Source organism: Candidatus Rickettsia kotlanii (assembly GCA_030295365.1).
In the GTDB taxonomy this organism is placed as follows: domain Bacteria; phylum Pseudomonadota; class Alphaproteobacteria; order Rickettsiales; family Rickettsiaceae; genus Rickettsia; species Rickettsia kotlanii.
The window spans coordinates 134,331-160,073 of sequence record AP027062.1 but is presented as its reverse complement, the minus strand read 5'-3'; the positions used below and the strand labels follow the sequence as shown (position 1 = coordinate 160,073).

Sequence of the window (25,743 nt, the reverse complement as noted above, 5' to 3'; positions counted from 1 at the left end):
TTTTTAATATAAATCTAGAATTCTTATTTGACCTTTACATTTTAATCAAATTAAGGCATAATACTTGGTGCTAATATAGCTATAGTAATAAACGTAATTTAGAATAGAGGTTGCGGACTCGGGGGCAGTACCCGACGCCTCCACCAAAACTTTCTAAATAACTTGCTCCTAAAGGTAATTTGTATGTCGATCCGGTCTCGAAGCCTCATGTTACTTGCGTGTATGCTGCAGTTCTGCATTCCATGTCGCCTTCAAATTTCTCTTTATTAGCTACATTATATAGAAAAGTTTAAATATGTAATAACTCTTAAAGAGTAGATAATACGAAGTTCATCGAGTATTTTTGGGGGGCGAAATAGGATCGACGTGCCTAATAAAAAGATTGCTTTTACTCGGGATGATTCCGCCGATGGCTTTTGCCATATGGGTCAAAACAAAGAAACGCAAACGATAATAATCGTTCTGTAGGTCGTTTAGCTTTAGCAGCTTAAACCCTACGCGGCTTGAGGGTGTGCCGGGCAACAGAAAAACCCTCACTTATACTTGTTTAATTTGAAAAATTGGCATTGCCTGAAAACGGTTGATCTCGTCATTGCAAGCAAATGTAGAGAATGTGGCAATTTCATAAAGTAGGACTCCTGAGATTGTTTCGTCAAAACTTACAGTTTTTCCTCGTGATGACGTAAACTATTCAAATTAAACTTCGTCGACCTATTTTTATTTATTTTTCTCGTATGAATATTGAATATAAAAAATTTGTGTATGAATATATGCTAGAATTTGTGAAAAAAATTCTAACAAAAATTCAGCATGAAAATTTATATGGGGATCAGTTAATATACATATCGTACAGAACCGATAACCCCGCGGTAATTTTACCTTCAAAAGTTAAACAGGCATATCCGAAACAGATAACAATAGTACTGCAATATCAGTTTGAAAATTTAATAGTAAATGATACGGGCTTTTCTTTAACGGTAAGTTTTGACGGTGTGAAAGAAATAATTTACGTACCTTTTGATGCACTTATTAGCTTTGTTGATTCCAATAATAATTACAGTCTCACTTTTAATCAGTCGTTAAATATACATGAAAATCCTCAACATGAAGAGGAAATAAGTAATAATAAAAGTTATCAGACTTCATCATCTTCAAGTCCAAATGTTATAATGTTAGATAAGTTTCGTAATTCTTCTAAACCTAGTTGATGCATATTATGGATTCAAAAGTAGTGATATATACTGATGGTGCATGTGCGGGTAATCCAGGTCCCGGAGGGTGGGGAGCTTTGCTTCAATTTAATGATACTAGCAAAGAAGTATTTGGGTATGAGTTAGATACGACTAATAATCGTATGGAAATTACGGCAGCACTTGAAGCCTTGAGGGTTTTAAAAAAATCTTGTAATATTGAGATTTATACCGATAGTAAATATTTGCAACAAGGAATTACCGCTTGGATTCATAATTGGATAAAAAATAATTGGTGTAAAAGCAACAATGAACCCGTTAAAAATGCCGATTTATGGCAAAAATTATACGCAGAATTGAGCAAACATACTATTATTTGGAAATGGGTAAAAGGTCATGCAAATAATAGTGGTAATATTGCTGCCGATAAACTTGCAGTGCAAGGAAGAGAAACTGCTATAGAAATTTTAAAATGTCGTGGATAGATAAGTTTTTTATTACTTTTTTTTGCAAAAAAGTAGGAGAAGATGAGTTTTTAAATCAATATTATGAAAGCCGTAATATTGATTATGTAGGGCGTCCAAGGAGGTTTGTTATTTATAAAGATGTAAATGAACCTACAAAAATTCCACCAAGTTGGCACGCTTGGTTACATCATTTAGTAAATGAGATACCAAAAAATATGCAGCTTTTTCCATGGCAAAAGAATAATAAAATAGTTAAAAAGTTGCCTAAAACATCAAATCTTAAATATAATAGATGGCAACCGTAATTAATTAATAAAATATAAAAAACAATGCAACAAAACATTATTGAAACAATTATAGGCTTTGTAGTATTAATTATTGCTTTGCTATTTTTGATTTTTGCCTACAAAACATGTAGTTCTATAACTAGCTCAAAAGGCTATCAGGTAACTGCTCATTTCCAAAGTGCGGAAGGGATAGCAGTTGGAAGCGACGTAATGATTTCAGGTATAAAAATCGGTAGTGTAAAGAAAATTACTTTAGATCCAAATAGCTTTTATGCAAGTGTATATCTAAATATTAATGATGATGTTAAAATACCTAAAGATTCTAAAGCCCAAGTAGTCACCATCGGGTTACTTGGAGGTAAATATATTTCAATTGTACCAGGTAATGACGATGAAAATTTAGCGGCTAATGAAGAGATAAAATATACTCAATCAGCCATTAATATTGAATCATTAATTAATAAAATTGTTTCTTTGTTTGGTAGTAAGTAGAAGTAATACGAAATAAAAAATCATTAAATTTAGCCGAATCTAGTTTAGGTTCGGTTTTTTTATTGTTTAAGCTATTGTAAAGTTCTTATAAGAGGAGTATCGTATAAGTTTTGTAGGCAAAATAGTTTGCTTAACAAAATGTAAACTAATAAAGGAGTAAATTATGAAAGAATCAAATTCAAACTCTGCTAAAGTAGATGTCGAAGGTATCAAAAAAAGATATTAAAAGCCTAGTGTCAAGATTACGTAATTTAAAAGGTAAATCCGGAGATATTCTAGATAAGCAGTTAGGTAATTTATCATTCCATTATGGAACATATAAAGGAATGGATAAAGGTAAAGCTAATGTAGCAGGTTTATTTGAGTCGACACGTGACTACCCTTTATGGAATCTAGCCTACGCTTTTGGTGCAGGTGTATTGCTCGCTTAAGCTCTTTCCTTGCATTCTGAGCTTTTAAAAGCTTTTCCTCCTCTTCATCTATTATTCACTCAGAGGTTAAAGTTTCTTCTTCTTTATTTTCCATATTTTAATTCTTATGAATTAGATTATATTATGAATGACAGAGTTTAATTATCATTTGAGAAAAATAATCTATAGAAGTAATTAAAATAAGTCAATGACTATAATTGTTTAGAGTTGAAAAGATTATCATTATACGGGAATGACATCGGAAGGCTAAATTACAGCATAAAACAATTACTTCTATATGATACCTGCTTTTAATCTTAATTTTTATGTTCCAGGATAAACTATAGTATGCTAAGATATTGCTTTTAAAAATAAGTGATTATCAGTGTCAAAATTTTCTTTTAATATTCATCATCAGCATAAAAAAGCTAGAAGCGGTATTATCGTAACCGCACACGGTGAAATGCGTACTCCTGCTTTTATGCCGGTTGGAACTAGAGGAACAGTGAAGGGAATGCTACCTGAATCGGTAGCAGAAACAGGGGCGGATATATTGCTTGGCAATACTTACCACTTAATGCTTCGGCCGACTGCCGAACGTATAGTACGGCTTGGTGGCTTACATAAATTCATGAATTGGGATAAGCCGATATTAACCGATTCGGGCGGTTTTCAGGTAATGTCGCTATCGAAGTTACGCAAGATAAACGAAGAGGGAGTAAGTTTCAGCTCTCATATTAACGGAGATAAATATATGTTAACTCCTGAGCGTTCTACCGAAATACAATATCTGCTCGGTAGCACAATCACTATGGTTTTTGATGAATGTACGCCTTACCCTGCAACCTTTGAAGAAGCTAAAACTTCTATGCAGCTTACGACTAGATGGGCGAATAGATCACGTAATGCTTTTGTTAAGCGGGAAGGCTATGCACAATTCGGTATTATTCAAGGTAGCGTTTACGAAGAATTACGTGAGCAATCGGCTAAGGATCTAGTAGAACTTGATTTTGAGGGTTATGCTATAGGTGGACTTGCAGTAGGTGAGGGGCAGGAGCTTATGTTTAAAGTACTTGATTATGCTCCTGATTTTCTGCCACAAAATAAGCCGCGTTATTTAATGGGAGTCGGTAAGCCTGCTGATATTATAGGTGCGGTTAGCAGGGGTATAGATATGTTTGACTGCGTAATTCCGACACGCTCAGGTCGCAACGGTCAGGCTTTTACGAAATACGGTACGGTCAATATCCGCAATAGCAAATATGCCGATGATAACAAGCCGCTAGAACATGATTGCCTATGTCCTGCTTGTAGAAACTATAGTAAAGCTTATCTACATCATTTAGTTAGAATCGGTGAAATACTTGGCTCTATGCTAATGACATGGCATAATTTAACATATTTCCAAAATCTCATGAGCCGTATTAGAGCATATATTAAACTAGGTAAAGATTTTGATTTTGATTCTTAAAGTGACTAGTTATAAAACATGCCTTATTACATGTAAACGTACTTAAGTAGGTTATGTTATGAAAAAAGTTTGTGCAGATCATACTTCAGTGATTGTAACTAGACAAAAACCGGTAGTTATTATGTCGCTTGAAGATCATAATGCTATGGAGGAAACTATACTTGTTAAAAAGTCCTAAAAATGCTGAACGACTAAAACGAGCAATTAGCGATTTTGAAGAAAATAAAAATTTTAGGAATTGGATTTGATTATAAATTAACATAAAAGTATGAACTACTAATGCAAAATATTGATTTAATATCTGAAGAGGAAGCACAAAAATTACTAAAAGAACTCGCTGATAAAATAGCAGCGTATAACCATGCTTATTATATAGAAGATAATCCTTTAGTTCCTGATAGTGAGTATGATCAACTATTTAATACCAATCTCAAGTTAGAACAAAAATTTCCTCATTTAATTTTAGAAAATAGTCCTAGCAAAAAAGTAGGGGCTAAAATAACAAATAAATTTGCTAAAGTTACGCATCAAGTGCCTATGCTATCTCTCAGTAATGCTTTTGATGAGCAAGATGTGAGAGATTTTGTAGACCGTATAAAAAATTTCTTACGCCTTAATGAGTTTGCTCCTATCTTTTGTGAACCTAAAATAGACGGTTTGTCTTTTTCTGCTGTTTATAAAAACGGGGTGCTTACAACGGGAGCTACAAGAGGTGACGGACGTGTTGGTGAAGATATAACAGCAAATATTAAAACAATTAAAAATTTTCCTCATAAAATAGATAATGTTCCAGAGTTTTTAGAAGTACGAGGGGAAATTTATATTGAAAAACAAGATTTTTTAAATCTAAATAAAGAACAAAAAGAGCAGGGCAAGGATAAATTTGCCAATCCTCGTAATGCTGCTGCCGGATCACTTCGTCAGCTTGATGCTTCTATTACAGCTAAAAGACCACTCAAATATTTTGTATATTCAGGAGGAGTAACTGAACAGAATCTCGCGTCTTCACAAGATCAATTACTTACAAAATTAAAGGAATGCGGCTTTAACATTAATGAAATATCTAAACTTGCAAGTTCTGAAGAAGAAATTTTCGCCTTTTACGAATATCTCAAAACAAATAGGGGAAATTTACCTTATGAAATTGATGGAGTAGTATATAAGCTAAATGATTTTGCACTGCAAAATAGAATGGGCTTTATTGCACGAAGTGCACGCTTTGCTACTGCTCATAAATTTCCTGCAATAATAGGACACACAAAGTTACTTGCTATTACTGTACAGGTCGGTAGAACTGGTACGTTAACGCCGGTAGCCGAACTTGAACCCATAGAAATAGGCGGGGTCACCGTTAGTAGAGCAACATTACATAATTTCCAAGAAATTGCACGAAAAGATGTGCGGATTAAGGATTATGTATTCCTGCAACGTGCTGGTGACGTTATTCCTAAAATCATGGGAGTTGATTTTGATAAACGTCCTAATGATACAGCATCGTTTGATACTCCTTTATTTTGTCTGTCATGCAATTCTAAGTTGCATTATGTGCCTGGAGATATTATTATACGCTGTGATAATGGCCTTAACTGCCCTGCTCAGAATTATGAGCGTATCCGTCATTTTGTATCGAAAAATGCTATGGATATTAAGGGGCTTGGGCGTAAGCAAGTTGAGTTTTTAATAGATAAGGGATTGATTAGTAATCCTTTAGATATTTTCTTTTTAAAAGAAAAAAATGACTCTAGCTTAGCAAAACTTGAAAATATGGATGGATGGGGTAAAAAATCAGTAGAAAATCTTTTTAAAAATATAGAACAATCAAAAAACGTTAGTTTGCCAAGATTTATATATGCATTAGGCATAAGGCATATCGGTGAACAAAATGCTAAATTACTTGCTAGAGAATTTGGCAGCTATAATAATTTTATAGCTCAAATGGAATTGCTTAGAACAAATGAGTCTGATATTTATCAAAAACTAAACAATTTAGAAGGAATTGGTGATAAGATTTTAGTAGATATTATTGATTTTTTTGATGTTAAAGAAAATATTGAGCTTATCAAAAAACTTGGTGAAATATTAAATATTGAAGATTATAAAGAGACTAGAGAACAGAGTAGTTTAACGAACAAGATAGTCGTATTTACCGGTAGTTTACTGACGATATCTAGAGCAGAAGCTAAAGCAACGGCTGAGAAGCTTGGGGCTAAAGTTACAGTTGGCATATCCTCGAACACGGATTTAGTTGTAGCCGGTGTTGATGCAGGCAGTAAACTTAAAAAAGCTAAAGAGCTTAATATTAAAATTATTGATGAAGAAGAATGGCTTACGCTTATAAAAAATGTTTAAAGCAAGGCATTGCTAACTAAATGATAGTAAATGAAAAACTCTATGTCATTCCCGCAAAAGCGGGAATGACATAGAGCCATGCGCGCGAGTTAGTCATAGAAGTGAAATTTATGATTAATTTAAAATGAACTATCGTCATATTTATCATGCAGGCAATTTTGCTGATATAATTTAGTCCTAATTAGTATTTTAGAACAGCTCAAGAAAAAAGAAAAACCTTTTGCAGTTTTAGATGCTTTTGCTAGGCTAGGTCTTTACGATTTAAACTCGGAGGCGGCTTCTAAAACTCTGGAAAGCGATACGGGAATTAATAAATTACTGCAAGCTACTGATCCTATCCCTCAGCTCTTACAAACTTTTTTAAATATAATAAATATAGCAGGCAAAAGTTACTACTCAAGTTCACCTGTTATAATTAAACAATTATTAAGAGCAAATGATCGTTTAATTGCCTGCGAACTTCATCCAAGCGATTATTTAAGTTTAAACAAATTATTACCAAATGATACGCATAATATAGATGCTTATAATGCTATCAAAGCTTTGCTACCATTTAAAGAGAATAGAGGATTAATTTTTCTTGATCCGTCTTTTGAAGTAAAAAATGAGTTTCAAAAATTACTTGAAGCACTTAAAAAAATTAAGCTACGAGTTCTTAATAAGACTATCTTAATTTGGTATCATATAAAAGATTTATCTTTAGTCTGTGATTTTTACCACAATTACAAAAATATCGGATTTAAAGAAAGTATGATTATTAAATATGAGCTTTTAAATAGTGATAAAAATATGGTAAAGTGTGGGTTAATGTTAATTAACCCTCCAAATATTAGAGGAGAATTAGAGAAATTAACAGAATATTTAAGTGGCACTCTTAATTTGAAATTTACATACATTTATCTTGAATGTCTTTTAAAAAATATATCTTTTTACTGTTTATAGTTTTTCTTGTTCAAGGTTGTAGCAGTATTAAAGAATCTAGTGATACTACGTTACTTTCTACTACTTCATCTCAATTAAAGCAAAAATATAAAATTAGCTATGCGGATTTAGTAGTACAGTATGATTTAACAAATAAAAATAGCAAATGTATATATGCAAAAAACTTAGGTCTAATAACTAATAACCCTAAACAAAATAAGATTTTTTTACACAAATTACATAATAAAAACCTGGCAGAATTTAATAAAGCAGCTGAAATAAAAATAGCTGATATAAAGGCAGTTGTAACAAAACTAAATTCAAAATATAAGTTTCTCTCTAAACCGGAGGCTAGCTATTTTGCAAAAAAACAAGCTCATAGGAATAGTATCTCAGAATTAACCAAGCTTGATAAAATAATTAGTACAATACCACTTATGATGCCAGAATATGAGCCGAAAATTACTAGCCATTATGGAACTAGGATAAGTCCTCATAAAAAGAAAAGAAAAAAGAAATGTTCCCATAGCGGTATTGATTTACAAGCTAAAAAAGCAGCACCGATATATGCAGCAGCAAGCGGAATTGTTATAAAAGCTGCTAGAGCACATGATTACGGGAATTTTGTTGAGATTAAACATGGACGCAAATTTGTTACGAAATATGCTCATTTAAAAGAAATGTCAGTCAAGGAAGGAAATAAAATTAAGCGTGGTCAATTTATCGGTATACAAGGTAGCACTGGTAATGTAACGGGTGAACATTTGCATTTTGAAATTCTGTTAGATAATAAAGCAATCAATCCGTTTGACTTTATTTTTAACTACCGTAAATGTTAAACTATGATCAAACTTTTATATCCTGAATTTTGGCAGAAGCGAAATATTATAGCTTATTTGCTTTTGCCTATAAGCTTGGTATATCAATTTTTAGGCTATTTACGAGCTAGTTTAGCACGTCCTATTATGTTGCCTGCTAAAGTTATTTGTGTCGGTAATTGTAGCGTAGGAGGTACGGGTAAGACGCAGATAGTAATGTATCTAGCTAAATTACTAAAAGCTAGAAATGTAAGTTTTGTAATAGTAACTAAGGCTTATGGTAGTAACCTTAACAGTGCAACTATTATACATCAAGGACATACAGTATTAGAGGTAGGAGATGAGGGGGTAATACTTGCAAAGTACGGAGCAGTTATTGCTACTAAAAATATTAAAAAGATTGTGCCATTAATTAACGAGCTTAAACCTGATATAATAATAGTTGATGATTTTCTACAAAATCCTTATTTTCATAAAGACTTTACTATAGTCTCAGTAGATAGCCAAAGGCTTTTCGGCAACGGTTTTCTAATTCCCGCTGGTCCTTTAAGACAATATCCAAATAAAGCCCTTGATGCAGCTGATTTAATTTTTTTAGTCAGTAGCCACCAAGATAAAATACCGAATATTTTAACTCCTTATGTCAATAAGTTAATAAATGCTCAAATAGTTCCTTCAAATAATATAGATAAAACTAAAAATTATTTTGCTTTTAGCGGTGTCGGTAATCCTGAACGTTTCTTTGCGACTTTAAAAAATTATGGATTAAATATAACCGGTTACAAAATTTTCCCTGATCATTATAATTATTTACAAGCAGATTTAGAAAATTTATATTCATTAGCTCAAGAGCATAATGCTACCTTAGTTACTACAAGAAAAGATTATGTTAAGTTTAATGATTTAAATAATAATATTGTCTGTCTAGATGTAGAATTATCTATAAACCGTCCTGATTTATTAAATGAAAAAATTTTTAAAAAAGCTCAGATATTTAATTGAGTATTTTATCGTTGTTATATTCCTGAAAGTAATAGGAATATTCGGTGTAGATAAAGCGGCGGATATTTGTAGTTTTATAGCAAGAAAATTTGGTATATTATTTGCTGTTAATAAAATTGCTAGACGAAATATTAAAGTAGTATTCGGTGATATGTATGATGTTGAAAAAATCATAGATCAAACTTGGGATAATTTTGGTAGGTTTATCGGTGAATTTACATATGTTGGCAAGATGGATGAAGCCGAGTTAGAGCGTAGAATCGAAATAATCGGCATAGAAAATATTAAAAAACTTGAAGGACAACCTTTTTTATTATTTGGCGGTCACTTTGCCAATTGGGATATTAGTCTTAAGATTCTTCATAAATTTTATCCGAAAGTTGCTGTAATTTATCGTAAAGCAAATAACCCGTATGTTAACAAGTTGGTTAATAAAAGTCGTGCTAGTGATAAATTAAGACTTATACCGAAAGGTTCTGAAGGTGGCAGAGCTTTAATCAGGGCTATCAAGGAGAGTGAATCTATTGTTATGCTTGTTGATCAAAAAATGAACGATGGAATTGAAGTGCCTTTTTTAGGACATCCTGCTATGACTGCAAGCGCCATCGCTAAAATTGCTTTGCAGTATAAATATCCAATTATGCCTTGCCAAATCATTAGAACTAAAGGCAGTTATTTTAAAGTAATAGTTCACCCGCAATTAAAGTTTGAGCAAACCGGCGATAATAAAGCCGATTGCTATAATATTATGCTTAATATTAATCAAATGCTAGGAGAATGGGTTAAGCAAAATCCTTCTCAATGGTTTTGGTTTCACAATAGATGGAAGAAATGAAACGTCATTGCGAGGAGTGAAGCGACGTGGCAATCTTGTCAAATATCCTGAAATTGCTTCGTCAATTGCTATGCAATTTTCTCGAATGAGCTACGGTATGACATTTTAAGAAAGCATAGTCCGTAATTTCTCAAGTACTTCTTGAGCGTGATTTTTAGCATTTACCGACCGCCAAATATGCTTAACTATGCCTTCCTTATCAAGTAGAAATGTAGCTCTATCAATACCCATGTATTTTTTACCGAACCTTGATTTTTCTATCCATATCCCTAATTGTTCGCATAAATTTGAATTTGCATCAGAGGCTAAATCAAATTCTAAACTATATTTTTCTTTAAATTTATTATGAGAGTCAAGCGTATCTTTGGATACTCCGATAATTACCGTATTAAGTTTATCGAATTCCGGTTTTAGCTTGTTAAAATCTTGTGCTTCAATAGTACATCCAGGTGTATCGTCTTTCGGATAAAAATATAATATTACGAATTTTCCTTTTAAATCCGATAGTTTAATTACGTTATCTTGACCTATGTGTAAAGATAAATCAGGAACTTTTTTTCCTAGTTCTAATGTCATAACACCCTCAAATTTATTTGATACAATAACTATATACTCAATATGTACTTTTTAAAATGGCTTTTTATAATTATATTATTTATGATACCGGTATATAATACTTAAATTTAATTTTTATTAACTATTTCAATAAAGAGGTTTTATGAGAACTATAAGTGAAGCACTTGAAGAATTACATTAAAATCTTAAGGACTCTGCTAAAATTATTACTGTCGATTTTAATAAAAAATGTCATGAAGTAGCGGATAAATTATCCGTCAAAATTAATGATTTAGAAGAATATACTAAGGATAGTAAAGACCATTCTTGAGAAACTATAAAAGAGCAATATAAAAATTTAACGAAAGAGTTACAGGATTATCAGAAAATTAAAGATGATATAAGTGGAAGAATATAGACAAACTCTTGTGAAAAAACTTAGGTGCTACCACTACTTTATTATTAACACCCCTAGTATTTTTGCAGGTTTGCCTACCAAGGATGACACAAAAGCAAATGAAGTGCAAACTGAAGCAATAGCTACAAGCAGTATAAAAACAATTACCGAAAACTTACAGGAATTAAAAGACAATTTAACAAACCTAGCACAAACGGAATTTAATCAGACCTTAAGCAATACTTATGATCAGATAGCCCAAAGCATTGCAGAGATAAAAAAGAATGTGAAAGATCAGTAAAGATAAAAAAGTGAAGAACTGCAAAAATCTATAGATGCTGTAAAAGCAAAAATAGAAGGTTATAAAAAAGCAGGCAGCAAGAAAAAATACGTCAGCACCTAGTGGATAAATTAGAAGAGCTAAATAAAAATATTAACATATAATAATGATAAAGAAAAAGCAAATTCGTAATTTTTGAACGTCATTGCGAGGAGATGCGTAGCATCGACGTGGCAATTTCATAAAGTAGGATAAACTCCTGAGATTGCTTCGTCGAAACTTATAGTTTCTCTTTGTAATGACTGCGGACAATATATCCTTAAAACCGGTATTATTTATGACTACTATTACCAAAGAAAAAATTACAGCTATGTTAAGCTCTAAATTGGGCTTTTCAAATAATTTATGCGAGGAAATAGTTCATACGGTTTTTTCTAATATTTTAGAAATAGCAAAAGAGCAAAAATTAACTTTAAAGAATTTTGGTAGTTTTGAGGTTAAACAAAAAAATCCACGTCCCGGAATAAATTTTCATACCAAAGCACCGGTAATTATAGAATCAAAAAAGAATTTACGTTTTGTCCCTTCTCCTAAATTAAAAGCTTTAATTAATGAATCTACTCGATGAACTTCGTTATAATTTATTGGCTTGTTGCATGTCTCGGAAAATGCTTTTTATGTCATTCCCGCGAAAGCGGGAATCCAATAAAACCTATAAAAAACTTGTTTTTTAGATTTATTTTGTCAATAATGTGTATCAATATTAAGGTTATTTTTGTGGACTCCCGCCTACGCGGGAATGACATAAAACGAGCCATGCAACAAAATCTGTATTCGGAGTATATGATAAACAATAAGCTAACAAAAAAATATTATTCTGCTAGTGAAGTGATTAAGCATTTAAATATTGCTTTACATCAATTAAGATATCTGGAGGCAAAAAGCTCTGATTTATCTAGTTATAAAATAAATAATAGAAAATATTATACTGCTAATGATATTGATCTACTCCAAAAAGCTTTAAATAAAGATATTACATCTCTTTCTACCGCTAGAATCGATATATTACTTACCAATTTCCATAATTTGTCTCTTCAAATAAAAAATGCTTGCCGATCCCTTGATGACGTGTGTATAGTACTTGTCGTATCACGTTTTAAAGAAAAGAAAGGAACATATTATGACAATAAGACAAATGGTAAAGCCAGTAATTGTAGGTATATCTGGTCCTAGATTAACCGATGTCGAAAGAGAATTATTGGAAGAGCATAATCCTTTAGGTGTAATTTTATTCCGTCGTAATATTAGAAAAAATGATAATGGTGCGCAGGATAAAGAAGCCCTTATTAAGCTTATTGCAGATATAAAAGAAGTGTTAGGGGAAAATACTATCATCTCTATAGATCAAGAAGGCGGTAGGGTAAAAAGGCTCATAGCACCGACTTTTTATGACGCTCCGGCTGCTCAAACTTTTACTGATCCCCAAGTATGTAAACAAAATTATAGTGATATTGCGAAAGAGCTGAGAGAAGTAGGTATTAATCTAGATTTTGCACCGGTAGCGGATTTGATCCACGAAGGAGCAGACAAGATAGTCGGCGATAGAAGTTTTGGCGGGAAGCCAGAAGTAGTCGTGCCTTTATGTTTAGCTGCTATAGACGGATTACAAGAAGAGAAAGTCAGGGCTTGTATAAAACATATTCCGGGCCATGGTAGAGCTACGGTGGATAGCCATAAAAAATTACCAATTGTCGATGCTGATATAGAAGAGTTAGCAAAAACAGACTTTAAAGTATTTAAGGAGCTCGTGAAGCACGATAATATTAAACTTGCTATGACGGCACATATAATTTACAAAGCTCTTGATCCTGAGAATCCTGCCACCCTATCAAAAAAAGTGATAGACTATATTAAAAATAATATCGGCTTTAAAGGGCTTATTATTTCCGATGCAATAGATATGAAAGCTTTAAGCGGTAGTATGGCAGATATGACCAAAAAAGTTTCAGATGCAGGCATAGATATAGTGCTTGAATGTACCGGAGAATTTAACAAAACGTCTGAAGTTCTAGGTAGTGTTTTGGAAAGTTCTATAGATAAATTTTCTGACTTGTTTATTGCTTAATGCTATTATTCATTTAATGTCTCATACCGCGGCTCGACCGCGGTATCTTAGGACACAGTCTGTGATACAAGATCCCCCGTGGTCATAAGCCATGGGATGACAACGGAACTGTACAACGGCAGGTATTTAGCTGTAAAATGGCTATTAAGGAACTTATCCAATTAATCTAAGTTAAAATTAATTAAACAATTATATTGAAAAAATTTATTTTTACTATTAATCTTTTTTTTAATTTTTAGTTAAAGAATTAATTTTATAAATTACTTGAATAGTGTTATACAACAGTCTTGTGGATTTAAGTTCTAAAAGCTATAGGTAAGAATAGAGATATAGAGAATTTTAGGTAGCAGGAGGGGGATTTGATTTATGATATTATTAATCTGCTTAAAGAAGATTTAAATAAAGCAGATATAGAAAATGAGATATATATGCGTCTTAAAGAACCTTATTCTGTTTTAAAAAAGATGAAAAGGAAAGGAGTGCCGATTGGTGCATTGAAAGACTTAATTGCATGTAGGATTATAGTTAAATCTAAAGCTCTATGCTATAATGCTTTGGACGTAGTTAAGAGTTCTCCGCATTTAGATTGGTTATACACCAAAGATTATATCAATAGACCAAAAAGCAACGGCTATCAGTCTCTTCATAATGTAATGCAGCTTGTACACTCTAAACGTAATTTTGAAATACAGATAAGAAGTGAAGATATGCATAAAGATGCCGAGCTTGGTAGAGCAGCTCATTTAAATTATAAAGAAGAACAAGACCGTCATTTGAAAAAAGTTTTTGACGTTACTAATGACACAATACTTTCTAAAGCACGTCAAATGGTGAAACAATTTGAAGGATTAGAAGAGCAAATTGTAGAATATGAAAAAGAAATTATGTGTATTTGGCATACTAAATACGACGAAATGCTAAAATGGGCAAATACTGCTGAAGTGCTAATATTTAACGAAGAATAGGGGGGCATTAGTTCGTCATCCCGTGACTTGACCACGGGATCCAGTTCTTGGTGTCATACTGCGAGGCTTGTAGCGGTATCCATCTAAAAAAATCAAAAATGTATACTTATTAAGTTATTTTTTTGGATCCCGTGGTCAAGCCACGGGATGACACTGATAAGGCATAACACCAATGTGGTAAAAATATAACATTTATTAAAACTTTATAAAAAAAATATAGCGATGCTTGTAATTATATACAATATATAGTATGCTATAGTCTGTAGTTTAGAAACTATTGAAACAAAATATTAGGTTATTTCCTTATCAAATGTGGGATATCTTAACTCACATTTGATAAGTTTGTTTTGATACTAGATACTAAATTTTAACTTAAATATAGGACAAAAATTATGGCTCAAAAACCGAATCTTCTAAAAAAATTAATTTCCGCAGGGTTGGTAACTGCTTCTACAGCTACCATAGTAGCCAGTTTTGCAGGTTCAGCTATGGGTGCTGCTATACAGCAGCATAGAACAACAAACGGAGTTGCTGCAACTGTTGATGGTGTGGGATTTGACCAAGCTGTCAATCCTCCAGTAGATGCTGCGGTTGCTCTAAATGCAGTTATTACTGCTAATCATGGTATTGATTTCAATACTCCAGACGGTAGTTTTAACGGTTTGTCTTTAGGTGTTGCAAACAATTTAGCAGTGACAGTGAGTGCAGATACTACCTTAGGGTTCATTACTAATACTGCTAATAACGGTCACTTCTTTGAACTTACGCTTGGTGCCGGTAAAACTCTTGCTATAACAGGTCAAGGTATTACTGATGCACAAGCTGCTGTTACACGCAATGCTCAAAATGTTGTTGCAGGATTTAATGGTGGTGTTGCTATTGCCAATAATGATCTTCGCGGTGTAGGAACAATAAACTTCGGTGCTGCGGCTTCTACATTAGTATTTAATTTAGCAAATCCTACAACTCAAGAAGCTCCTCTTGTACTTGGAGGTAAGGCTGTAAATGGTGTTAATGGTACATTAGATGTTACTAATGGATTTATTCAAGTTGCAGATAAAAGTTTTGCTACTGTTAAGGCAATTAATATCGGTGACGGTCAAGGTTTCATGTTCAATACTGATGCTACTAATGGTAATGCTTTAAATTTACAAACAGGTGGTGCTACTATTAATTTTAATGGAACAGACGGTACGGGTAGATTAGTATTATTAAGTAAGCATAATGCTGCTACCGACTTTAACGTTACAGAAAGTTTAGGCGGTAATCTAAAAGGTATTATCGAATTTAACACTGCTGCAGTAAACGGTCAACTTATAGCTAATGCAGGCCTTGCTAATGCAGTAATAGGTACTAATAATGACGCAGGTAGAGCTGCAGGCTTTATTGTTAGCGTAGATAATGGTAAGGTAGCAACAATCGCTGGACAAGTTTATGCTAAAGACATGATTATACAAAGTGCTAATCCAAATGGACAAGTAAATTTTAGACATATAGTTGACGTTGGTACAGACGGTACTACTGCCTTTAAAACAGCAGCTTCTAAAGTTGCAATAACCGAAAACTCAAACTTTGGTACTACTGATTTCGGTAATCTTGCAGCACAGATTACAGTTCCTAATGCTATGACCCTTATCGGTAATTTTACAGGTGATGCTAGCAATCCCGGTAACACTGCAGGTGTAATAACTTTTGATACTAACGGTACTTTAGCAAGTGCTAGTGCAGATGCAAATGTTGCGGTGACAAATAATGTTACAGCAATTGAAGTATCAGGTGCCGGAGTTGTCCAATTATCAGGAACACATAATGCCGAGTTACGTTTAGGAAATGTCGGTTCTGTCTTTAAACTTGCTGACAATACAGTTATAAACGGTAAAGTTAACCAAACTGCTCTTGTCGGCGGTGCCCTTGCAGCCGGTGCTATTACCTTAGACGGTAGTGCTACAATTACCGGCGATATAGGTAACGGTGGCGGTGCTGCTATGTTACAAAGTATTACTTTAGCTAACGATGCTACAAAAACATTAACACTTGGTGGAGCAAATATTATTGGTACTAATGTTGGTGGGACGATTAATTTCCAAGCTAACGGTGGTACTATTAAATTAACAAGCACTCAAGATAATATTTTAGTTAATTTTGATTTAGCTATGGCTACTGATCAAACAGGCGTTGTTGATGCGAGTAGCCTAACAAATGCTCAAACTTTAACTATTAGCGGTACAATCGGTGCTATTGGAGCTAATAATAAAACTCTTGGACAATTTAATATTGGCTCAAGTAAAACAGCTTTAAATGGCGGTAATGTTGCTATTAACGAGTTAGTTATTGGAAATAACGGTTCAGTACAATTCGCTCATAATGCTTATTTAATAACAAGAACTACAAATGCTGCCGGTCAAGGTAAAATAATATTTAATCCTGTTGTAGATGGTAATACAACTCTTGCAGCCGGTACAAATTTAGGTAGTGCTATAAATCCACTTGCAGAAATTAATTTTGGATCTAAAGGGGCTCATGTTGATACTGTATTAAATGTGGGTAAAGGTGTAAATTTATATGCTACTAATATTACTACTACCGATGCTAACGTAGGTTCTTTCGTCTTTAATGCCGGTGGAACAAATATAGTAAGCGGTACAGTCGGTGGACAGCAAGGTAATAAGTTTAATACTGTAGCATTAGATAATGGTACTACTGTTAAGTTCTTAGGTAATGCAACATTTAATGGTAACACTACAATTGCAGCTAATTCTACCTTACAAATCAGTGGTAACTATACTGCAAACTGTATCGCATCTGCCGATGGTACCGGTATAGTAGAATTCGTTAACACTAGTCCTATTACCGTAACATTAAACAAACAAGCTGCACTTGTTGATGCTTTAAAACACATAACGGTTTCTGGTCCCGGTAATGTAGTGATTAATGAGATAGGTAATGCAGGTAATTATCATGGTGCTGTGACTAAGACGATTGCTTTTGAAAATGCAAGTTTAGGTGCAGCTTTATTCTTACCTGACGGCATTCCATTGAATGATGCAGACAACAGAATTCCTTTAACAATTAAAAGTACCGTAGGTAATGAAACAGCTACAGGTTTTGCGGTTCCTAGCGTGATTGTTTCAGGTGTTGATAGTGTCATCGCTGACAATCAAGTAATCGGTGATCAAAATAATATCGTAGGTCTAGGTCTTGGAAGCGATAACGGTATAATCGTTAATGCTACTGCATTATATGCAGGTATTAGTACTATAAACAATAATCAAGGTACTGTCACACTTAGCGGTGGTGTTCCTAATATCCCTGGTACAGTTTATGGCTTAGGCACAGGTATTGGCGCTTCACAGTTAAAGCAAGTAACGTTTACTACAGACTATAACAACTTAGGTAATATTATTGCAACTAACGCAACAATTAATGACGGTGTAACTGTTACTACAGGTGGTATAGTCGGAACAGATTTTGACGGTAAAATTACTCTTGGAAGTGTTAACGGTAACGCTAATGTAAGGTTTGTTGACGGTATATTTTCTAATTCTACAAGTATGATTGTTACTACTAAAGCTAATAACGGTACTGTAACTTATTTAGGTAATGCATGCGTCGGTAATATAGGTGCTTCAGATACTCCTGTAGCTTCTGTTAGATTTACAGGTAGTAATAATGGTGCAGGATTACAAGGAAATATTTATTCACAAGTCATAGACTTTGGTACTTATAACTTAGATCTTTTAAATTCTAATGTAGTTTTAGGTGGTGGTACTACTGCTATTAACGGTAAAATCGCTCTTCTTACAAATACTTTAACATTTGCAAGTGGTACTTCAACATGGGGAAACAATACTTCTATTGAAACTACTTTAACATTAGCAAATGATAATATAGGTCACATCGTTATCGCGGAAGGTGCTCAAGTTAATGCAACAACCACAGGAACTACAACCATTAACGTACAAGATAATGCCAATGCAAATTTCAATGGTACACAAACTTATACTTTAATCCAAGGTGGTGCTAGATTTAACGGTACTTTAGGAGCTCCTAACTTTGTTGTAACCGGAAGTAATCGTTTCGTAAATTACGGTTTAATACGTGCTGCTAACCAAGATTATGTAATAACACGTACTAACAATGCAGCAAACGTAGTTATTAATGATATCACAAATAGTCCATTTGGAGGCGCACCGGGTATAGGTCAGAACGTTACAACATTTGTAAATGCAACTAATACTGCAGCATATAATAATCTTCTTTTAGCTAAAAATAGTGTTGATGCTGCTAATTTTGTCGGAGCTATCGTTACCGATACAAGTGCGGCTATAACTAATGCACAATTAGATGTAGCTAAAGATATCCAAGCTCAACTTGGTAACAGATTAGGTGCTCTTAGATATTTAGGTATTCCTGAAACTGCTGAAATGGTTGGACCTGAAGCTAGAGTAATACCAGCTGCGGTTGCTGCAGGTGACGAGGCTGTTGATAATGTAGCTTATGGTATATGGGCAAAACCTTTCTATACTGATGCACATCAAAGTAAGAAAGGTAGTTTAGCTGGTTATAAAGCTGAAACCACCGGTGTCGTAATCGGTTTAGATACGCTAGTTAAAGATAACTTAATGATCGGCGCTGCTATCGGTATCACTAAAACTGATATAAAACATCAAGATTATAAGAAAGGTGATAAGACTGACGTTAACGGTTTCTCATTCTCTCTATATGGTGCCCAGCAGCTTGTTGAGAACTTCTTTGCTCAAGGTAGTGCAATATTTAGCTTAAACCAAGTGAAGAACAAAAGTCAGCGTTACTTCTTCGATGCTAACGGTAATATGAGCAAGCAAATTGCTGCCGGTAATTACGGTAACATGACATTTGGTGGTAACTTAACAGTCGGTTATGATTGCAATGCAATGCAAGGTGTGTTAGTAACTCCAATGGCAGGACTTAGCTACTTAAAGTCTTCTGACGAAAACTACAAAGAGACCGGTACAAAAGTTGCAAACAAGCAAGTTAATAGCAAGTTTAGCGATAGAACCGATTTAATAGTAGGTGCTAAAGTAGCCGGTACTATGAACATAACTGATCTTGCGGTATATCCGGAAGTTCACGCTTTTGTGGTGCACAAAGTAACTGGTAGATTATCTAAAACTCAGTCTGTATTAGACGGACAAGTTACTCCGTGTATAAGCCAGCCTAACAGAACCGCTAAAACATCTTATAATTTAGGTTTAAGTGCAAGCATAAGATCTGATGCTAAGATGGAGTATGGAATCGGTTACGATGCTCAGATTGCAAGTAAATATACTGCACATCAAGGTACTCTAAAAGTCCGTGTAAACTTCTAATCACTCCCGATTAGCAAGTTTATAAGTTCCTCAAGAAAAAAGCCCTCTTTGAAAAAAAAGGGGGGGGCTTTGTTTGTTCTTTCTTCCTGTCTTTATTGCATGGCTCAAAAAACCTACTATATGTCATTCCCGTGTAGGTGGGGATCCAGAAAAAAGCGAGATAAATCGAGCTTTTAATTTTACAAACTTATTGTGTATAATCTTTAGATTACTGGAGTCCCGCTTTCGCGGGAGGGACATAAACGAGTCATACAACAACCCCCCGCCTATGTGGGAATGATATCACCTACTTTTCTACCCCGTGCAATACCTTCACTAACCTCAAATTTTATTGACTTCTAGTCGAAGAGATATAAATTTTACAGCTAAGAATTTAATTCATAAATATTATGAAAAAAATATATTAGTGATTATTATGCTTCTAATAAGTAGAAGTATATTTGCTCAAAGTCAAATATCCAATTTAGTTGTACTGGTTAGCTATTTTATAAATCATGTATCCCAATTGGAAAAACTAAAAGAAAATCTTAATAAATATAAGCAATCTAGTGTAGTAGGGGTAAGCGGTATGGGTAAAACGCAGCTTGCTAGAATGTACGCTGAAATAAAGATAACTATAACATAATTTGGTTGATTGATTGTAATCTTAAATATAGAGATTACTCAAATTATCTAAAACTATTAATACCGAAGTAAAATCACCGGTGATTTCAGAAGATATAGCAGTGATAAAGAAAGATTTAAGGGGTTATCTAGCAAGTAAAGATTAAATGGTTATTGGTATTTGATAATTTAAAAATAGGTGAGAATAAGAAGATAGAGGATTTTATTAATTGGTAGTATAACGGTAATATTATATTTTGTTCCTAAGACGATGAATTATTATTTAACATAATCGCTTTCACTAAGCCGGAAGCTGTATTACTTGCAAAAAATATATTGGAAAATAAAAATCTGGAATTAATAAATTTTTTGACTCAAGCATTTGGAGGTTATCTGATTCTCATAGTTCAAGGAGCACAAATATTAAATCAAATTCAAGGTTGAAACTTCGAGAAATACAAGAAAAAGATAAAAGCCTCTAAGGATAAAATTGAGTTAAATATTAAATATAAAACTTGTTAGCAATGAATTAAAGCCTAGTGCCAAGAGATTACTTGGGATAGTATTGCTTAATAATCAAAGTTTTGCAAAAGAATTATTAAATTCTATTACTGAAGATAAGCATAGTCTAGATGATAATATTTATCAGCTTTCTAAATTTGCTTTGATCTCTAATATTGAACCTAATGAAGTTAATCTGATATTTGAAATGCATGATGTTATAGCTGAAAAAATATTACAAATAAATGGAGATAAAGGAAATAAAGAATATCTTGAACGTAGTGTTACTCATCTTTTAAATTCTATACCTAAAAGTTTAGTAAAGGGGCGTATTTTTAGAAATGCTAAAACTATACTGGATTAATTACAAAAAATGCAGAAAAATACGATATATAAAATTTTAGAGTTATCAATTTATTAATACAATATGCTAATTCTTTCGATTTATATAACTCAAAAAAATTAGTAAATTGGTTTGATAAAAATGATCAAAAAGGTAAATTTAAATTATGGACAATGAATAATGAAGAAAAATTTGCTTATGCTACATATTTAGGACGCATAGGGTGGTATTATAGAACTTGGTCAGATCCTAAAAAAGCAATTGAATATGATATGAAAGCTAGGCAGGTATTTGATGAAGTGAAAGGATATGATTCCATAAAATGTAATGTAGTTTTTGGTTCGGCTATATTCAATATCCAGCTAGGAAAGCTAGAAGAAGCAGAAAAAATATCCAAATGATGGCAGATATGTTCAATCAAAATCTAGTAGATCAAACTGACATAGCAACTACAAATATATATTATGCAAAAGCTAAATTATTTAATATCCAAGGTAAAAATTATGAAGCATTAAGAAGAATTGACGATACTATAAATGCTTGTATCGAAAACGGGATGAAACCTCAAGATTTATTTCTTACCGGTTCATATCTCATTAAATTAGATGTATTATAATCTTAAGAAACATCAGGACACTCTTTCTTTATTAGAACAAGTATATGATATGAATAAGTCGAGTAAAAAAGAGGGAAATCAAGTATTTAGACGAATTTTTACCCAAAAATCAAGAGCAAAACTAGGTTTAGGTGATGTTACCGAAGCTCTAGAATAAAAAAGCTAAAGCAATTTTTCTTAATGATCCAACTAGACCTCACAAAGAGATTATTATATCACCGGGTATAGATTTAGCAAAAACGTTTGTTGCTGAATGGGATGCACTAGTGTTACTTAATCAAAATAAGGAGGTGGTAGATACTTATGCTACTGCTGAAAATATATATTGGAATAACTATAAAGAAAATATGAAAAATGTGTATGAAATAAGTAATATGTATTTTGCGGCCGCTAAAGCTAGTTGTACTTTACCTAAGAAATTTTGGTATGAAAAATTCCGTAATAATTGGATAGAACAATTCGGAGCTGATCATTCGAATATTATAAAAATTTTAAACCTTAAATGTGATGATTCAAATTAGCAAGAATTTTTTCTGATTAGTGCAATAAAAAAACCGGACGCGGTAAGAATAATTCCAAGCCAAATAAAGCTCATCGTTGGCTTGTAATATATTTTAGCATGGATTATATTGCCGTCTATATTACTTAAAACTGCGTAAAGGTCATATGATAAGTAAGAGTATATATCACTTTCTTGCGATAAACTCTTTTCAACTATATAAAGCCTATTTTCCGGCTTTAATATAGTTATATTATGGCTATTATCCTCAAGCCAAAATTCAGCGATCTGTCTATAATAATTTTTACCTTGAGCAAACTTAATATTTTGCAATGTTACTTTAAATTCGTTAAATGTTTTACTTGTTCCTACTCTGCCGGTAAAATCCATTTCACTTTGTAATAATGTATTCATAGTAATACTAAAACTAATTAGTGCAAAACCAAAATGTCCAAGGATCATACTAGCGTTACTTGCTTTAAGTCTATTTCTACAATAATTCGTTTTAACCAAAAGATAATGAATATTATGAAGCATAAGAAATATAGATGCGATTATAGTTAAAATCGATATAACACTAAATGTTACTTTTAATGATATTAAATAAGTAATTATTAGAGATAATATTAGCATTATAATATGTTGTTTAATAGAGCTTTTAGTAGTAAATAATCCTATGGTACCAAGAATAGGGATAACAAATATAATAAAATTATTAACAAAAAATGTTTTACTAATAATAATAGGTTTATTGTCGAATAAAGAGTAAATTGGCGGATAAAGTGTGGCAGCTATTAGCACAATAAGGCTAAGAAGGAGGAATATATTACCGAGGAGTATGGAGTCCCCACAATTCGTCATTGTGAAGCCACGCAAGGTGCTGTGGCAATCTAGGTTAGTTTCCTGAGATTGCTTCGTCAATGCTAATGCATTTCCTCGCAATGATGTGGTAGTATACAACCCAATACTACCAATCCCCATAATCAAAAATATCCCAAGCAAGTATATTCCTCTCTCAGGTGAGAATGCAAAAGAGTGAATTGAGGTAATAAAACCGGAACGTACTAAAAAAGTACTAAATATTACTAATAAAAAAGTAATGATGGATAAAATTATCGTCCAGTTTTGCATACGTCCGGTTTTTGTTGTTACAATTATAGAATGATGGAGCATAATTCCGGATAACCAAGGAAATAGTGAAATATTTTCTACCGGATCAAAAAACCAAAATCCGCCCCAGCCGAGTTCTCTATATGCCCACCAAGAACCAAGGCTAATTCCTATGGTAGTAAATAAGATACCGATATTGGAAAATGTTTTGAGAAGTCTTATGTCATTAATGGATTCCCGCTTTCGCGGGAATGACATAGAGGCACAAACAATAGTAAACGGTACTACATAGCTAACATAGCCTAAATAAAGCAGAGGAGGATGGATGCTCAAAGCAATATCTTGTAGCATCGGGTTTAGGCCTAACCCTTCTTTAGGAACGAAAGAAAACACGTTAAAAGGATTGGAGGTAAAGTAAATAAAGCTGCTAAAAAATAATTGTATGGCTGATAGAATAATAATAGATAAAAATTTAAGACGGTTATCTTCAAGTAAAAATATATAATAGCAACTAACGATTTGTAATAAACAAAACCATAATAACATTGAGCCTTCGTGGCTTGACCAACTACCGGCTATTTTATATATTAAAGGTTTTAAAGTACTGGAATTTAAGAAAACATTTTGTAGTGAAAAGTCAGAGATAATAAAAGCATAGACTAGGGTAAAAAAGGCAAGTATAGCACATGAGGCAGCTATATAGAAGGGGAAAGTAATGAGGTAGTTGTCATTCCTACGAAAGCGGGAATCTAGTCTATAACATAGAGATTTTTTATGGATGCCCACTTTCGCAGGAATGACATAAAAGACAAAAGACAAACTGATAACCGACAAGCACATTGTTGTTAGCAGTAAAAAATTACCGATTTCACTCACTGCTTATTGTTCCCTCGGTAGTAGGTAATACGGTAATTTTTATGCTATCAATCTTATTGGCAATTTTCTTTAAAATAATTACCTTTAAATTAAATACTTCAATTACTTCCCCTTGATTTGGAATTCTAGCAATTTTATGGATTATTAATCCTGCTATAGTGTTTGCATCTTCATCCGATAAATTCCAATCAAGTTCTCGGTTAATATCTCTAATAGTCGTAGTTCCTTTTATAATGAACTCGGTATTAGACTTCTTGATAATTTCATGATTAAGTCTATCATGTTCATCAGTAATAGGGCCTACGATTTCTTCTATAACATCTTCAAGAGTAATAATACCTAGTAGAGTACCATACTCATCTACAACACAAGCAAAATGATTATTACGTTCTCTAAATGCATGTAGCTGGTCTACTACAAGTGCATTCTCAGGGATGAACCAAGGTGGGGTTAGAAGTTTATTAATATCAACTTTTTTTGCATCATTATTATTTTCGTATAATGCTTTAAGCAAATCTTTTAGATTGAGAATCCCTATTATATTATCTCTATTATCTTGCCACAAAGGTATACGTGTATGAGCACCCGATAATAAAGTTTTAATTATCACTTCATGAGGTAGGTCGATATTAAGGGCTATAATACTACTTCTGTGAGTCATAATTTCCGATACCGTCATATTACGTATATCTAATATCCCGCCCAGCATATTACGATCAGATTTATAAACTCCGCCTTCTTGATGGTAATGCTCAATCACGCCTCTTACTTCTTCCGTTCCTGATATTTGAGGATTAAAATTAATACGAAATATGAAGCAAAATATTTTTGTAATGTAATCAAGAGCAATATTAATAGGTTTGAAAAGCTTTAAAAATATTACGATAGTTGAAGCCATTTTTAATGTTAATTGTTCAGGTTTAGCAACGGCTATTGCTTTCGGTACTACTTCGGCAAAAACAATAATTATAAAAGCCATAACGCCGGAAGCAACAATGGGTCCATTATCTCCAAGAAAGCTAATAAAGAGAGTAGTAGCAATAGTGGTACAAACAGTATTGATTAAACTATTACCTATTAATAAAGTTCCTATGACCTTTTCTTTTTTCTTAAGAACCTCTAAAATTGCTTTAGCACGCTTATTACCGGCGATTTTAAGCTTATGAATTTTCCCTGGGGAAGAAGCGGTAATAGCAGTTTCGGTAGCGGCAAATAAAGCAGATAAGGCGATCATTATTATAATAACGATCACAAGTATGATAGTCATTCTTTGTTAAAATATA

General features: G+C 33.1%; 23 protein-coding genes, 1 other RNA gene and 3 pseudogenes. 24 read left to right on the top strand and 3 right to left on the bottom strand.

All coding sequences use genetic code 11. The features are described from left to right. The first annotated feature begins 29 nt into the window (after positions 1-29). The 12 genes and pseudogenes from ssrA to QUD19_RS00905 all read left to right on the top strand — a co-directional run bounded on the left by ssrA (position 30) and on the right by QUD19_RS00905 (position 10,242). Positions 30-538: a transfer-messenger RNA gene (gene ssrA, locus QUD19_RS00960) on the top strand. 196 nt (positions 539-734) lie between these two features. Next, positions 735-1,208, top strand: a complete 474-nt coding sequence (locus tag QUD19_RS00955; RefSeq protein ID WP_498808240.1) for a ClpXP protease specificity-enhancing factor SspB — start codon at positions 735-737, stop codon at positions 1,206-1,208. Then, positions 1,208-1,675 (top strand): ribonuclease HI, encoded by a 468-nt coding sequence (gene rnhA / locus QUD19_RS00950; protein WP_498808649.1) that lies wholly within the window; start codon positions 1,208-1,210, stop codon positions 1,673-1,675. The genes QUD19_RS00955 and rnhA overlap by 1 nt, the downstream gene beginning before the upstream one ends. Next, complete coding sequence (locus QUD19_RS00945; protein ID WP_498808239.1) at positions 1,663-1,962, top strand: NADH-ubiquinone oxidoreductase subunit NDUFA12 family protein; 300 nt, start codon at positions 1,663-1,665, stop codon at positions 1,960-1,962. Before rnhA ends, QUD19_RS00945 begins: the two co-directional genes overlap by 13 nt. Before the next feature lie 24 nt (positions 1,963-1,986). Then, positions 1,987-2,436 (top strand): outer membrane lipid asymmetry maintenance protein MlaD, encoded by a 450-nt coding sequence (gene mlaD, locus QUD19_RS00940; protein WP_498808238.1) that lies wholly within the window; start codon positions 1,987-1,989, stop codon positions 2,434-2,436. Positions 2,437-2,633: 197 nt separating this feature from the next. Continuing rightward, on the top strand, positions 2,634-2,867 hold the full coding sequence (locus tag QUD19_RS00935) for a hypothetical protein (protein ID WP_498808237.1): 234 nt from the start codon (positions 2,634-2,636) through the stop codon (positions 2,865-2,867). A 364-nt stretch (positions 2,868-3,231) separates the two neighbouring features. Further along, positions 3,232-4,317: a tRNA guanosine(34) transglycosylase Tgt gene (tgt, locus tag QUD19_RS00930; RefSeq protein ID WP_498808236.1), complete on the top strand. Its 1,086-nt coding sequence runs from the start codon at positions 3,232-3,234 to the stop codon at positions 4,315-4,317. A 279-nt stretch (positions 4,318-4,596) separates the two neighbouring features. Next, on the top strand, positions 4,597-6,666 hold the full coding sequence (ligA, locus tag QUD19_RS00925) for an NAD-dependent DNA ligase LigA (RefSeq protein WP_498808235.1): 2,070 nt from the start codon (positions 4,597-4,599) through the stop codon (positions 6,664-6,666). Positions 6,667-6,790: 124 nt separating this feature from the next. Continuing rightward, positions 6,791-7,608, top strand: a pseudogene (gene rlmJ / locus QUD19_RS00920) (23S rRNA (adenine(2030)-N(6))-methyltransferase RlmJ). After that, positions 7,572-8,426 (top strand): M23 family metallopeptidase, encoded by an 855-nt coding sequence (locus QUD19_RS00915; protein ID WP_498808234.1) that lies wholly within the window; start codon positions 7,572-7,574, stop codon positions 8,424-8,426. Before rlmJ ends, QUD19_RS00915 begins: the two are co-directional and overlap by 37 nt. Before the next feature lie 3 nt (positions 8,427-8,429). Next, entirely contained in the window at positions 8,430-9,407 is a 978-nt protein-coding gene (gene lpxK / locus QUD19_RS00910; RefSeq protein ID WP_498808233.1) for a tetraacyldisaccharide 4'-kinase, read from the top strand. Continuing rightward, positions 9,370-10,242, top strand: a complete 873-nt coding sequence (locus tag QUD19_RS00905; protein WP_498808232.1) for a lipid A biosynthesis lauroyl acyltransferase — start codon at positions 9,370-9,372, stop codon at positions 10,240-10,242. Before lpxK ends, QUD19_RS00905 begins: the two co-directional genes overlap by 38 nt. A 105-nt stretch (positions 10,243-10,347) precedes the next feature. Here QUD19_RS00905 and bcp read toward each other — a convergent pair whose 3' ends face one another. Beyond that, positions 10,348-10,818, bottom strand: a complete 471-nt coding sequence (gene bcp / locus QUD19_RS00900; protein WP_498808231.1) for a thioredoxin-dependent thiol peroxidase — start codon at positions 10,816-10,818, stop codon at positions 10,348-10,350. Positions 10,819-11,235: 417 nt separating this feature from the next. Between bcp and QUD19_RS00895 the strand changes: the two are divergent. The 12 genes and pseudogenes from QUD19_RS00895 to QUD19_RS00840 all read left to right on the top strand — a co-directional run. Further along, a pseudogene (locus QUD19_RS00895) lies at positions 11,236-11,666 on the top strand (hypothetical protein); the annotation flags it as partial. A gap of 145 nt (positions 11,667-11,811) precedes the next feature. After that, a complete protein-coding gene (locus QUD19_RS00890) occupies positions 11,812-12,102 on the top strand; it encodes an HU family DNA-binding protein (RefSeq protein WP_498808647.1) in 291 nt (96 codons plus the stop codon). A gap of 215 nt (positions 12,103-12,317) precedes the next feature. Next, positions 12,318-12,612 (top strand): annotated as a pseudogene (locus QUD19_RS00885) (MerR family transcriptional regulator). A gap of 42 nt (positions 12,613-12,654) precedes the next feature. Then, positions 12,655-13,599, top strand: a complete 945-nt coding sequence (nagZ, locus tag QUD19_RS00880) for a beta-N-acetylhexosaminidase (RefSeq protein ID WP_498808230.1) — start codon at positions 12,655-12,657, stop codon at positions 13,597-13,599. 359 nt (positions 13,600-13,958) lie between these two features. After that, positions 13,959-14,564 (top strand): RelA/SpoT-related domain-containing protein, encoded by a 606-nt coding sequence (locus QUD19_RS00875; protein ID WP_498808229.1) that lies wholly within the window; start codon positions 13,959-13,961, stop codon positions 14,562-14,564. A gap of 392 nt (positions 14,565-14,956) precedes the next feature. Further along, entirely contained in the window at positions 14,957-19,912 is a 4,956-nt protein-coding gene (gene ompB, locus QUD19_RS00870) for an outer membrane protein OmpB (RefSeq protein WP_498808228.1), read from the top strand. Positions 19,913-20,243: 331 nt separating this feature from the next. Then, positions 20,244-20,537: a hypothetical protein gene (locus tag QUD19_RS00865; protein WP_498808227.1), complete on the top strand. Its 294-nt coding sequence runs from the start codon at positions 20,244-20,246 to the stop codon at positions 20,535-20,537. Between the two features lie 543 nt (positions 20,538-21,080). Beyond that, positions 21,081-21,380: a hypothetical protein gene (locus QUD19_RS00860; protein ID WP_498808226.1), complete on the top strand. Its 300-nt coding sequence runs from the start codon at positions 21,081-21,083 to the stop codon at positions 21,378-21,380. 152 nt (positions 21,381-21,532) lie between these two features. Continuing rightward, on the top strand, positions 21,533-21,760 hold the full coding sequence (locus QUD19_RS00855) for a hypothetical protein (protein ID WP_498808225.1): 228 nt from the start codon (positions 21,533-21,535) through the stop codon (positions 21,758-21,760). Next, positions 21,757-21,975 carry a hypothetical protein gene (locus QUD19_RS00850; RefSeq protein WP_498808224.1) on the top strand — a complete coding sequence of 73 codons (219 nt, stop codon included), beginning with the start codon at positions 21,757-21,759 and terminating at the stop codon, positions 21,973-21,975. Before QUD19_RS00855 ends, QUD19_RS00850 begins: the two co-directional genes overlap by 4 nt. Beyond that, the gene (locus QUD19_RS00845) at positions 21,965-22,132 is read left to right on the top strand and encodes a hypothetical protein (protein WP_498808223.1); all 168 of its coding nucleotides are present in this window, start codon (positions 21,965-21,967) and stop codon (positions 22,130-22,132) included. The genes QUD19_RS00850 and QUD19_RS00845 overlap by 11 nt, the downstream gene beginning before the upstream one ends. A gap of 109 nt (positions 22,133-22,241) precedes the next feature. Then, positions 22,242-22,496: a hypothetical protein gene (locus QUD19_RS00840; RefSeq protein WP_498808222.1), complete on the top strand. Its 255-nt coding sequence runs from the start codon at positions 22,242-22,244 to the stop codon at positions 22,494-22,496. On the opposite strand, the gene QUD19_RS00835 is transcribed toward QUD19_RS00840, so the two are convergent. Next, positions 22,493-24,460, bottom strand: coding sequence for a heme lyase CcmF/NrfE family subunit (locus tag QUD19_RS00835; RefSeq protein ID WP_498808221.1), 1,968 nt, complete (start codon positions 24,458-24,460; stop codon positions 22,493-22,495). The genes QUD19_RS00840 and QUD19_RS00835 overlap by 4 nt on opposite strands. Beyond that, entirely contained in the window at positions 24,453-25,727 is a 1,275-nt protein-coding gene (locus QUD19_RS00830) for an HlyC/CorC family transporter (RefSeq protein WP_498808220.1), read from the bottom strand. The genes QUD19_RS00835 and QUD19_RS00830 overlap by 8 nt, the downstream gene beginning before the upstream one ends. Positions 25,728-25,743 lie beyond the last annotated feature (16 nt).

Coding starts and splice junctions, on each gene's coding strand:
- QUD19_RS00955 (WP_498808240.1), top strand. CDS start 735: ATGAATATTGAATATAAAAAATTTGTGTATGAATATATGCTAGAATTT.
- rnhA (WP_498808649.1), top strand. CDS start 1,208: ATGCATATTATGGATTCAAAAGTAGTGATATATACTGATGGTGCATGT.
- QUD19_RS00945 (WP_498808239.1), top strand. CDS start 1,663: ATGTCGTGGATAGATAAGTTTTTTATTACTTTTTTTTGCAAAAAAGTA.
- mlaD (WP_498808238.1), top strand. CDS start 1,987: ATGCAACAAAACATTATTGAAACAATTATAGGCTTTGTAGTATTAATT.
- QUD19_RS00935 (WP_498808237.1), top strand. CDS start 2,634: ATGTCGAAGGTATCAAAAAAAGATATTAAAAGCCTAGTGTCAAGATTA.
- ligA (WP_498808235.1), top strand. CDS start 4,597: ATGCAAAATATTGATTTAATATCTGAAGAGGAAGCACAAAAATTACTA.
- QUD19_RS00915 (WP_498808234.1), top strand. CDS start 7,572: ATGTCTTTTAAAAAATATATCTTTTTACTGTTTATAGTTTTTCTTGTT.
- lpxK (WP_498808233.1), top strand. CDS start 8,430: ATGATCAAACTTTTATATCCTGAATTTTGGCAGAAGCGAAATATTATA.
- QUD19_RS00905 (WP_498808232.1), top strand. CDS start 9,370: ATGAAAAAATTTTTAAAAAAGCTCAGATATTTAATTGAGTATTTTATC.
- bcp (WP_498808231.1), bottom strand. CDS start 10,818: ATGACATTAGAACTAGGAAAAAAAGTTCCTGATTTATCTTTACACATA.
- QUD19_RS00890 (WP_498808647.1), top strand. CDS start 11,812: ATGACTACTATTACCAAAGAAAAAATTACAGCTATGTTAAGCTCTAAA.
- nagZ (WP_498808230.1), top strand. CDS start 12,655: ATGACAATAAGACAAATGGTAAAGCCAGTAATTGTAGGTATATCTGGT.
- ompB (WP_498808228.1), top strand. CDS start 14,957: ATGGCTCAAAAACCGAATCTTCTAAAAAAATTAATTTCCGCAGGGTTG.
- QUD19_RS00855 (WP_498808225.1), top strand. CDS start 21,533: ATGAATAATGAAGAAAAATTTGCTTATGCTACATATTTAGGACGCATA.
- QUD19_RS00850 (WP_498808224.1), top strand. CDS start 21,757: ATGATGGCAGATATGTTCAATCAAAATCTAGTAGATCAAACTGACATA.
- QUD19_RS00845 (WP_498808223.1), top strand. CDS start 21,965: ATGTATTATAATCTTAAGAAACATCAGGACACTCTTTCTTTATTAGAA.
- QUD19_RS00830 (WP_498808220.1), bottom strand. CDS start 25,727: ATGACTATCATACTTGTGATCGTTATTATAATAATGATCGCCTTATCT.